Genomic DNA, 10,655 nt, shown 5'->3' on the forward strand with positions numbered 1-10,655 from the left:
GATGAAACATGTTGCGGATGGCGCGCACCATGGTGGGTCGCTTCTCCGGCGGACGCAGGAAACCGCACCGGTCGAGCTCGCTCTCAAGGTGCTCGAAGAGAGCGAGCAGCTCGGCGCGGGTCGCGGCCCGCGTGGCGCCAAGGTCGAGCCCTTCCGCCGCCGGCCCATCGCATTTGGTGGCGCGGCCGAGCGACGGCTCAGAGCCTCGCGCCTGCAGCCATTCATAGCCGACGAGCAGCACGGTCTGGGGCAGGCTCAAGGAGGCGAAAGACGGGTTGACCGGCGCCGTCACGATGGCGTCGGCGAGCGAGATCGCATCGTTGTCGAGGCCGCTTCGCTCAGGCCCGAACATCACCCCTGTGCGCTCGCCCTTTCCTCCCCGCGCGGCGAGTTCGCGGGCAGCGCCTTGAGGCGTCAGCACCGGTTTTACCATGCCACGCGGCCGCGCCGTGGTGGCGAGCAGGAAGGTGAGATCGCCGATTGCGGCGGCAAGGCTCGGATAGACCTTGGCTCGATCGACGATGCTGTCGGCACCGGCGGCAGCGGCGCGCGCCTTGTCGTTGGGCCAGCCGTCGCGGGGGGCGACCAGGCGAAGCTCGGTGAGGCCGAAATTGGCCATGGCTCTCGCGGCAAAACCGATATTCTCGCCGAGCTGGGGCGCGATCAGGATCACCGCCGGGGCGACGCTCGACGGCTCGGTTTTTGCCCGCGATTTGGGCGTCGCTCGCGCCTTAGGCTTTGCGCGACCCCCGGCCTCGGCTCTTGCTTTCATCATCGGAACACGATGCTATAGGGGCGAGCAGGCCGCAATGGTGAGCCGAAAGCGAGAGCAAGACGCCTTCAAATATCCCGCCGGAGACTTCCAGTGAGCAAGATCAAGGTGACGAACCCCGTCGTCGATCTGGACGGGGACGAGATGACGCGGGTCATCTGGCAGCTGATCAAGGACAAGCTGATCAAGCCCTATCTCGATATCGAGCTGCGCACCTTCGATCTTTCCATCGAGAACCGCGACGCCACCGACGACAAAGTGACCATTGACGCCGCCCACGCGATCAAGGACTGCGGCGTCGGCATCAAATGCGCGACCATCACCCCCGACGAAGCCCGGGTGAAGGAGTTCGCGCTCAAGAAGATGTGGAAGTCGCCGAACGGCACCATCCGCAACATCCTTGGCGGTGTGATCTTCCGCGAGCCGATCATCTGCCGCAACGTTCCGCGTCTCGTGCCGGGCTGGACGAAGCCCATCGTCATCGGCCGTCACGCTTATGGCGACGTCTACCGCGCCACCGATTTCCGGGTGCCGGGCGCGGGCAAGCTCACCATCAGCTTCGTGGGCGAGGACGGCACCCGCATCGAGCATGAGGTGCATGAATTCAAGGGCTCAGGCGTGGCGCTTGCCATGTTCAACGTCGACGACTCGATCAGAGATTTCGCGCGGGCGAGCCTGAACTACGGGCTGATGCGCAACTATCCGGTCTACCTCTCCACCAAGAACACCATCCTCAAGGCCTATGACGGGCGCTTCAAGGACATCTTCGCCGAGGTGTACCAAGCGGAGTTCCGCGAGGAATTCGAGCGTCGCGGCCTCACCTACGAGCACCGGCTGATCGACGACATGGTGGCGGCGTGCCTGAAATGGGTCGGCGGCTATGTGTGGGCGTGCAAGAACTATGACGGCGACGTGCAATCGGACACCGTGGCGCAAGGCTTCGGCTCGCTCGGGCTGATGACGAGCGTGCTGATGACGCCCGACGGCAAGACGGTGCTCGCGGAAGCCGCGCACGGCACCGTCACCCGCCATTACAGGCAGCATCAGCAGGGGCGGGCGACCTCGACCAACGCCACGGCCTCGATCTTCGCCTGGACCGGCGGCCTCAAGCACCGCGCCAAGCTCGACGACAATGCCGAGCTTGCCCGTTTCGCCGAGACGCTGGAAAAGGTCGTGGTCGGCACCATCGAGGCAGGCTTCATGACCAAGGACCTGGCGCTCCTGGTCGGCGCCGATCAGGCCTGGCTCTCCACCACAGGCTTTCTCGACAAGATCGACGAGAGGCTGCAACAAACCATGGCCGACCGCGCCGCGGCTTGACGCGCGCCGTTGCTATTGCGTCTCGGTCTCGCCCACCTTCGTGGCGGCCGAGCTCTTGGCGCGGGCGGGGCGCGCCGTGCGGCGAAGCTTCTGGTTCTCAAGCGCCCTCCCCTTCGCCACCTCCTTGATATGCCTAACGATTTCAGGATGGCGGCGGCTCAAGCGGGCCAACCCCTCGCTGTCCAGCACATAGACGCGGCAAAGAGTGTCGGCGACCACGGCATGCTTGTGGCGGCGGTGTTCGAGCAGCGCCATCTCGCCGAAGAAATCGCCTTCGTTGAGCTTGATGGGATGCCCCGGCACCACGCAGACCGTGGCCTCGCCGCTGCCGACGACATACATCGCGCCGCCAGGATCGCCGGCCGGCACGATGGTGGCGCCGGGCTGGAACAGGCGCGTATAGAGCAGCTTGGTGACCTCAGCCACCTCGACCGCGTCGAGCGTTGCGAATAGCGGCACGCGCGCGACCATGCTCCACGTCACCACGAATTCGTGGCGCGCCGATTCCTGGCTGAAGCCGGCGGACAGAATGGCGATGGGAAGAGCGAACATGCCGAGGCCGAACAGCATGACCACCCCGCCAAAGACTTTTCCCCAAGCGGTGATCGGGACGATGTCGCCGTAGCCGACGGTGGTGAGCGTGGAAAGCCCCCACCAGGCCGCGGCCGGGATCGAACCGAATTTGTCGGGCTGGGCGTCGCGTTCGAGGAAATAGACGATCGAGGATGCAAACAAGAGCAGCAGCATCATCACGAAAAGAGCCCCGAGCAGCGCGCGGTACTCGCTGGCAAGAACGCGTTGCAGGGTTTGCAGCGCGGGCGAATAGCGCAGCAATTTGAGCAGCCGGAACAGGCGGAACAGGCGCAAGACGCGCAAGGCGCGCAGGTCGAAGGGAAAAAACAGGTAGAGATACCAAGGCAGGAAGGCGAGAAGGTCGATGATCATCATCGGCCGCAGCGCGAATCTCAGACGTGCGCGCCAATGCGGCAAACGTTGCAGCAGCGGGATCTCGACCGAGCTCCACAGCCGGAGCACATATTCGATGGTGAACACCATTACCGAGAAGGTGTTGAAGGCCTCGAACTCCGGCCCATAGCGCGCGTAGAGGGACGGGACCGTCTCGGCGGTGAAGGCGACGCCGTTGGCGAGGATGAGGGTGACGAGAAAGACATTGACGACGCGGCCGATAGGATTGCCGTCGCCCACCTCCAAAATGTCGTGAACCTCGACCCGCCAGTCTCGCCAGACGGACTTGAAGCTCATGGTCAGGCGGTCCCCGCGCGGCGCGCGTCCGCCTCGGCGGCAGCGCCGCCGGTGATCCGCGCCGCGATGGCGTCGAGCGCCGCAGCGGCGTTGGCGCCGTCGGGCCCTCCGGCCTGAGCCAGATCTGGGCGCCCTCCCCCGCCTTTGCCGCCAAGCACCTCGGCGCCGGCGCGCGCAAGCTCGACCGCGTTGTAGGTTTGGGTGAGGTCGTCGGTGACGCCGACCACGAGGCCGGCCTTGCCTTCCTCCGACACGCCGATGATGGCGACGATGCCGGAACCAAGCTGGCGCTTGGCGTCATCGACAAGCCCGCGCAGGTCCTTCGGGGCAACGCCGTGCAGCGTGCGGGCGAACAGCTTCACCGGCCCAAGATCGCGGATCGCCGAGGAGGTGTCGGCCGCAGCACCGCCGCCAAGCGCAAGCTCGCGCTTGGCGTCGGCGAGCTGCTTCTCGAGCTTTCGCCGCTCATCGAGAATGGCGGCGAGCCGCTCGATCATCTCGTCGGGGCCGACCTTGAGAAGCTCAGCCGCCTCGCGCACGCGCTGATCTTGCGTGGCAAGATAGGAGCGCGCGCCTTCGCCGGTGAACGCCTCGACGCGGCGCACGCCTGAGGCCACCGCGCTCTCGCCCACGATCTTGAGAAGGCCGATATCGCCGGTGCGTCGCACATGGGTGCCGCCACACAGCTCGATGGAGTAGGCATGCTCGGCCTTCTCGCTCGCCTCGCTCTTGCCCATGCTGACGACGCGAACTTCCTCGCCATATTTCTCGCCGAACAGCGCCAGCGCGCCCTTGGCGATCGCCTCGTCAGGGTGCATCAGATGGGTCTCGACGGCGGCGTTCTGCAGCACCATGGTGTTGGCGAGATCTTCCACCGCCTTGATCTCAGCTTGCGTCATCGGCCGCGGATGGGAGAAATCGAAACGGAGACGCCCCGGCTCGACCAGCGAGCCCTTCTGCGCCACATGCAGCCCAAGCACTTCGCGCAACGCCTCGTGCAGCAGATGCGTGGCTGAGTGATTGGCACGCGTTGCGGTTCGGCGCGCATGATCGACCTCGAGATCGACCACCTCGCCGACCTTCAAGCTGCCCGCTTCGAGCCTGCCTGAATGCAGGAACAGGCCATGCAACTTCTTCTGCGTATCCTCGACGGTGAAACGCGCGCCTGACGGCGCCGAGATCAGCCCGCGATCGCCGACCTGGCCGCCAGATTCGCCGTAGAACGGCGTCTGATTGACAATGACCGCGCCACGCTCGCCGGCGCTAAGCTCGGACACGCGCTTGCCGTCCTTGACCAGCGCCACGATTTCGCCGGACGAGCCCTCGGCGTCGTAGCCGAGAAACTCGGTGGCGCCCACCTCCTCTTTCAGCTCGAACCACAAGGTCTCGGTCGCGGCCTCGCCGGAGCCGGCCCAGGACCTCCGCGCCTCGGCGCGCTGGCGCTCCATGGCGGCAGCGAAACCCTTGGTGTCGACGCCGATGCCGCGGGCTTTCAGCGCATCCTCGGTCAAATCGAAGGGGAAGCCGTAAGTGTCGTAAAGCTTGAAGGCGGTCTCGCCGGGAAGCATGCCGCCGCGCTGCAATCCTCTTGTCGCCTCGTCGAGGAGACGAAGCCCGCGCTCGAGCGTATCGCGGAAGCGGGTCTCCTCCAGCTTCAGCGTCTCGACGATCAGGCTCGATCCCCGCTCGAGCTCAGGGTAGGCGTGGCCCATCTCGGTGATCAGCGTCGGCACCAGCCGCCACAGCAGAGGCTCCTCGGCGCCAAGCAGATGAGCATGACGCATGGCGCGGCGCATGATGCGGCGGAGCACATAGCCGCGTCCTTCGTTGGAGGGCAGCACGCCGTCGGCGATGAGGAAGGAGGACGCGCGCAAATGATCGGCGATGACCCGGTGGCTTGGCTTGGCCTCGCCCTTGGCCGGCACGCCGGTGAGCGAGACCGAGGCCGCGATCAGCGCGCGGAAGAGATCGATCTCGTAATTGTCGTGGGTGCCCTGCAAGACGGCGGCCAGGCGCTCAAGCCCCATGCCGGTGTCGATCGACGGCTGCGGCAGGTCAACGCGCTTATCCGCGGCGAGCTGCTCGTACTGCATGAACACGAGATTCCAGATCTCGACGAAGCGGTCGCCTTCGGCGTCCGGGCTGCCTGGAGGACCGCCTTTCACGCTCGGACCGTGATCGTAGAAAATCTCCGAGGAGGGACCGCAAGGTCCGAGCTCGCCCATCGACCAGAAATTGTCGGATCCTGCGATGCGGATGATCTTCTCGTCGGAGAAGCCGGAAATCTTGCGCCACAGCCGCGCCGCCTCGTCGTCGTCGGCATAGACGGTGATCAGGAGGCGCTTCCTGTCGAGCGCGTAGTCCTTAGTGAGCAGATCCCAGGCGAGCAGGATGGCCCGCTCTTTGAAATAGTCGCCGAAGGAGAAGTTGCCGAGCATCTCGAAGAAGGTGTGATGGCGCGCGGTGTAGCCGACATTGTCGAGGTCGTTATGCTTGCCGCCGGCGCGCACGCATTTCTGCGCGGTGGCCACGCGCGGGAAGGCGGCCTTCTCCGCCCCGGTGAGCACATTCTTGAACTGCACCATGCCGGCATTGGTGAACATCAGAGTGGGATCGTGGCGCGGTACGAGCGGGCTCGAGGGCAGCACGCGATGATCGTTGCGGGCGAAGAAATCGAGGAAGCCGGCGCGGATGGCGTTAACGCTCGCGTTGCCGAGGCTTGGCCGGCTCGGGCTTGTTTCCTTGGCGGATGTGTCGGTAATGGTCTTGTCGTTCATGCGTTTTTCGTCGGCTTTGTTGGTGGCTCCGGTCGCGCCGGCGGCCTTGGCTTTCTTGACGCTCGTCTTCTTGGCTTGGCTCATGGCAGCGATGCTGGGAGGCCTTAAGTCGCGCGACCGTTCGCGAGGGAGGCTACGCGAAGATCGCAAATGAATCCTAGCCGATTCTACCGAGGCAAGCCGCTTCCCTTGAGGAGGCGCGGGCTTCAAGGATCCGCCTGAGACATAGTTCGGGGAGCCAAGGCTGGCAAGCGGGAGCACGGCCGCAGACTGTGGCTTCCTTCTGCTCCGCGCGACCCTTGGTATTCCCCCTCTCCCCAGTGGGGAGAGGGTTGGGGTGAGGGGGTTTGGGAAGTCAGATCCCCCTCACCCGCGCCCGCGCTCCCGCGCGAGGCGCGTCCTCTCCCCACAGGGGAGAGGAAATTTCACCTCACGGTGAAATTAGACCTAGCGGCGGCCGCGTCTTGCGGCTCCGCCGGCAATCGGCGACACGCTGCCGTCCTCGGCAAAGCCGCTGGCACCCTCTTCGCCCGTGGCACCCTCATCGCCTTCCGTCTCGGCGACACCTTCCAGGATCTGCCCGGCGATCAGCCCGGCGCTCTGGCGAATGGCGCGCTCGATCTTCTCGGCCATTTGCGGATGCTCTTTCAGATATTGCTTGGCGTTCTCGCGTCCCTGGCCGATGCGCTCACTATCGAAGGAGAACCAGGAGCCCGACTTCTCGACGATTCCGGCCTTCACCCCGAGATCGATCAGCTCGCCGGTCTTGGAGACGCCCTCGCCATACATGATGTCGAACTCGATCTGCTTGAAGGGAGGCGCCACCTTGTTCTTCACCACCTTGACGCGGGTCTGGTTGCCGACCACCTCCTCGCGCTCCTTGATGGCGCCGATGCGCCTGATGTCGAGACGCACCGAGGCATAGAATTTCAGGGCATTGCCGCCGCTCGTGGTCTCGGGCGAGCCGAACATCACGCCGATCTTCATGCGGATCTGGTTGATGAAGATGACCATGCAGCGCGACTTTGAGATCGAGCCGGTGAGCTTGCGCAAGGCCTGGCTCATCAAACGGGCCTGGCTGCCCATTTGCATCTCGCCCATCTCGCCTTCGAGCTCGGCCTTCGGCGTCAGCGCCGCCACGGAATCGATCACCAGTACGTCGATGGCGCCAGAGCGCACCAGAGTGTCGGTGATCTCGAGCGCCTGCTCGCCGGTGTCAGGCTGGGAGATCAGGAGGTTTTCGAGGTCGACACCGAGTTTGCGCGCATAGACGGTGTCGAGCGCGTGCTCGGCGTCGATGAAGCCGCAAATGCCGCCGCGCTTCTGCGCCTCGGCGATGACGTGCAGCGCGAGCGTGGTCTTGCCGGAGGATTCCGGCCCGTAGATCTCGACGACGCGGCCGCGCGGCAGGCCGCCGATGCCGAGCGCGATGTCGAGGCCGAGCGAGCCCGTGGAGATGGCCTCGACCTCCACCGCCTTCTCGTTCTGGCCGAGACGCATGATGGAGCCCTTGCCGCAATTCCGCTCGATCTGCGAGATCGCAGCTTCGAGCGCCTTCTCCCTGTCCATTTCAGCTCCTTCGACGAGACGAAGCGCGACATTCAACATGGCCGATTCTCCCTTATTTCACAGGCCCGGCGATGCTGGCAAACGCCGGTTCAGCATGATCCCCGGGGCCGCAGGCCCCTATTTCGGTGCCTCTCTTGAGAGCGAGAGAGAAATGTACACGTTTTGTTCTCAGTTCGCAATCCGTTCTTTTTTATACACAGCTCTCAAGGGAAGTCGCGCTTGTCCTTGTTGTCGTCGCGGCCGAGATGAACGAGCCATAAGACCCACAGCCAGAGCCACACGAGAAGTCTGAGCCCGCGGAGCATCATCTCATTCAAGAAGGCCGGAACCGTTCGCTTTTTCATAGCGCAAGCGCCATGTCTTGCGGCAACGCGCGAACCCAGGGAAAGAGCCCCGAGCCTGCAATAACCCATTACAATTTTAATAAATATGCTAGCCGACGTGGCGCCCCGGCATCATCAGCGCCGGCCGGAAAACTAGCGGCGGTTGCCGGTGAGGCTGTGGGCCGGATGCCGCGCATCGCCGCGGCGATTCTGCCGGCGCACATAGGTGATGGTGGCGTCGGGGCGCTCGGCCTTCACTTTGAGCGCGGCAATCAGCGCATCCTCCGCGTCGACGGCGACGCGGTCGGCTTTGCCCTTGGCTACGAGGCCCACGGTGTAATGACCCGGCACGTTCTCAACCTTCCGCCTCGCAGCATAGCCATTGCCCCGTCCCTTGTCATGCCCACCGGCCTCCAGTAGCCACAGGCTGGTACAAAGCTGTTGAGGGCGGTGGGTACCCGGACCATCAAGTCTGTGCTCAGGCTGGCCATGCCAGACCCGAGTGCCGGGCGATGACGAAGAGAAGGCGATCGGTCTATTATTATCCTCCCCTTTAGGGGTGGGGAGCCCGGCTTGAACTCGCCGGCTTTGACGGGGAAGCACTGCCGCCCGCTAGAGCACCCCTGCGACAATCAACCAGACCAGGACGAATGAGAACACGCAGAACAATTTGACAGCCATCGCATCGGCCTCGCGCTTGGTCGCGGGGCTGCGCCAAAAGGACTTTCCCGATGTCGGTGCGATTGCCATCGTTTTCCCCTTTGTGAAGCCCCGCAGACGCGCGCGTTTTCCTTCGGCCGCTAGCGAACAACCAAGATGGCCGGCTCGCCGTTCCCTGGCTCTGTCGAAATTTTTTGGATCTCGCAGGTCCGCTCCATGATGGACATGCGCCTGCTGACGCCTGTCCGCTTCTCGGACTTGCACGAGACTTCCCTCATCCCCTTGAGAGGACGCGTGGCCAGCTACCGCAGCAAGATCGCGAGTCCGGGGAGGTATGAGGCGCCCAGATGGGGCGAAAGTCAGGAGGGCTGCGGCTCCGGCACTGGCTTGGCCGGCGCGCCCCTGGCAAGCTCGCGCGTCACCGCCTCGCGATAGAAGAAGCGGTCGATATAGGGAGCAAGGCGCTCGACGACCTTCCGCTTCAGCTCAAGCGGCATCTCATACTCCGAAACGCGATGCTCCTTTTGCGCGTCGAGATAGGCCTGCATCGGCGCCTCGGCGGAAGCAAAATCGCCGATGTCGAGACGCGCATAAATATCGCGCATGGTGGAGATCGGGTCCTTGACCAGGTCCTCATAGCGAAGCTCGATCAGGCGGCCCTCGGGAACGACGTGGCGGTCTTCCTCGTAGTCCTCGGTGAGCCGCGCGAACATGTCGAGCACGTAGTCGTCGAGCCAGTCATCGAGATAAGGCGGATTGTGCAGGCCTTGAGTGGAATAGAGCGCGCGCCAGAGCTTCACCGTGGAGGGGAAGACGTGGAGCGGATCGCGCGCAAGATAGATGAAGCGCGCGTCGGGAAAGAGTTCGGTCAGGAGCTTGAGCCGCGCGGCGTTGGCCGGGGTCTTCATCACGAGCGGTTTGCCGCCGTGCTTCAGCGACAGCCGGCGGTAGAGCCACATATAGGCATCGGCCCATTTCTTCCGCTCGGCTTCGGACAGGCCCTTGAAGTCGAGATAGTCGGTGTCGGCTGGGCCGAAGCGCGGCCAGGCATGGGTGAGGTAAGGGGTACCCTCACCCAGCATCAGCATGCCGAACTCTTCTTCCTGCGGCCGGTCGAAGCCCACTGGCACGTCGTCCTGCGGGCGCTTCTTGGGCAGGAGCACCTTCATGACCTTGGGGAGCGTGTTCTCGGTGAGGAGAAAGTGATGCGGGAAGAAGCATTCGTAGGTGGTCGGATAAGCGAGGTTGGGATCGACCGAGAAGAGATCGTGCAGAAAGGTCGTGCCGGTCCGCCAATGGCCGATGACGAAGACCGGCGGCTGGTCGAGCGGGAGCGCCTCGGCGCGGGCCCGGTATTTCGTCTCGCTGATCCGATAGAGCACCGAGTTCCACGGCACCCAAAGGAACAGCGCCAGCACATCGGGGAGGCAATTGAGCGTGAAGCTGTAGTGCCCGCGCTTGAACAGCTTCATCAGCGCGCCGAACCGCATGCCGAACCAGAAATAGATCAGCCGTCCGCCGTAGCGGTGGATGGTGAGCGCCGGCAGGCGAGGCTTCTTGCGGGCTCTCCGCCGGAAGCCTTCATGCTCCTCGGAGGGCTGTTTCTCGTAATCCGGCACGCGCGTTGAACCCCATATTCTGTGCACATCAGTGCCGGGCTTGACCCGGCAGTCCAAGGGCCGCTCGCGTGGAGTTGTTCCCCTGGATGCCCGGGTCTCCGCCCGGGCGTGACGAGGGGACAGTTAGCCGCGAACGGCGACGAAAGGAAGACTATTGCTGATGGTTCGTTCGCTCGCGGGGGCGCGGGGGGCGCGTGCGGGCGCGGGGGGCGCGGGGGGCGCGGGGGGCGCGGGGGGCGCGGTCAGCCCTGTAGCGCCGCCTTCACCGCAGCGGCAAGCTCCTTCAGGTCGAAGGGCTTTTGCAGGAACATGAAGTCTTCCTTCTCCGACAGGTTGCGGCGGAAGGCGTCCT

9 protein-coding genes are annotated in these 10,655 nt (G+C 64.4%); 1 reads left to right on the forward strand and 8 read right to left on the reverse strand.

All coding sequences use genetic code 11. From position 1 onward, the window contains the following. A partial coding sequence (locus tag ACREC7_RS13540; protein ID WP_431556216.1) for an RNA methyltransferase occupies nt 1–775 on the reverse strand: 775 nt, incomplete at its 3' end. A gap of 90 nt (nt 776–865) precedes the next feature. Between ACREC7_RS13540 and ACREC7_RS13545 the strand changes: the two genes are divergently transcribed. Continuing rightward, nucleotides 866–2,092 carry an NADP-dependent isocitrate dehydrogenase gene (locus ACREC7_RS13545; RefSeq protein WP_431556217.1) on the forward strand — a complete coding sequence of 409 codons (1,227 nt, stop codon included), beginning with the start codon at nt 866–868 and terminating at the stop codon, nt 2,090–2,092. Nucleotides 2,093–2,104: 12 nt separating this feature from the next. Here ACREC7_RS13545 and ACREC7_RS13550 read toward each other — a convergent pair whose 3' ends face one another. The 7 genes from ACREC7_RS13550 to ACREC7_RS13580 all read right to left on the reverse strand — a co-directional run bounded on the left by ACREC7_RS13550 (nt 2,105) and on the right by ACREC7_RS13580 (nt 10,303). Beyond that, nucleotides 2,105–3,355, reverse strand: a complete 1,251-nt coding sequence (locus tag ACREC7_RS13550) for a cyclic nucleotide-gated ion channel (protein WP_431556218.1) — start codon at nt 3,353–3,355, stop codon at nt 2,105–2,107. Between the two features lie 2 nt (nt 3,356–3,357). Further along, the gene (gene alaS, locus ACREC7_RS13555) at nt 3,358–6,216 is read right to left on the reverse strand and encodes an alanine--tRNA ligase (RefSeq protein WP_431556219.1); all 2,859 of its coding nucleotides are present in this window, start codon (nt 6,214–6,216) and stop codon (nt 3,358–3,360) included. A gap of 363 nt (nt 6,217–6,579) precedes the next feature. Further along, entirely contained in the window at nt 6,580–7,740 is a 1,161-nt protein-coding gene (recA, locus tag ACREC7_RS13560; protein ID WP_431556220.1) for a recombinase RecA, read from the reverse strand. 164 nt (nt 7,741–7,904) lie between these two features. Continuing rightward, complete coding sequence (locus ACREC7_RS13565) at nt 7,905–8,045, reverse strand: hypothetical protein (protein WP_431556221.1); 141 nt, start codon at nt 8,043–8,045, stop codon at nt 7,905–7,907. Nucleotides 8,046–8,177: 132 nt separating this feature from the next. Then, nucleotides 8,178–8,375, reverse strand: a complete 198-nt coding sequence (locus ACREC7_RS13570; RefSeq protein WP_431556222.1) for a hypothetical protein — start codon at nt 8,373–8,375, stop codon at nt 8,178–8,180. Nucleotides 8,376–8,636: 261 nt separating this feature from the next. Beyond that, nucleotides 8,637–8,774: a hypothetical protein gene (locus ACREC7_RS13575; RefSeq protein WP_431556223.1), complete on the reverse strand. Its 138-nt coding sequence runs from the start codon at nt 8,772–8,774 to the stop codon at nt 8,637–8,639. 269 nt (nt 8,775–9,043) lie between these two features. Further along, entirely contained in the window at nt 9,044–10,303 is a 1,260-nt protein-coding gene (locus ACREC7_RS13580) for a sulfotransferase family protein (protein WP_431556224.1), read from the reverse strand. Between the last annotated feature and the right edge of the window lie 352 nt (nt 10,304–10,655).

Source organism: Methyloceanibacter sp. (assembly GCF_050728395.1).
GTDB lineage: Bacteria > Pseudomonadota > Alphaproteobacteria > Rhizobiales > Methyloligellaceae > Methyloceanibacter.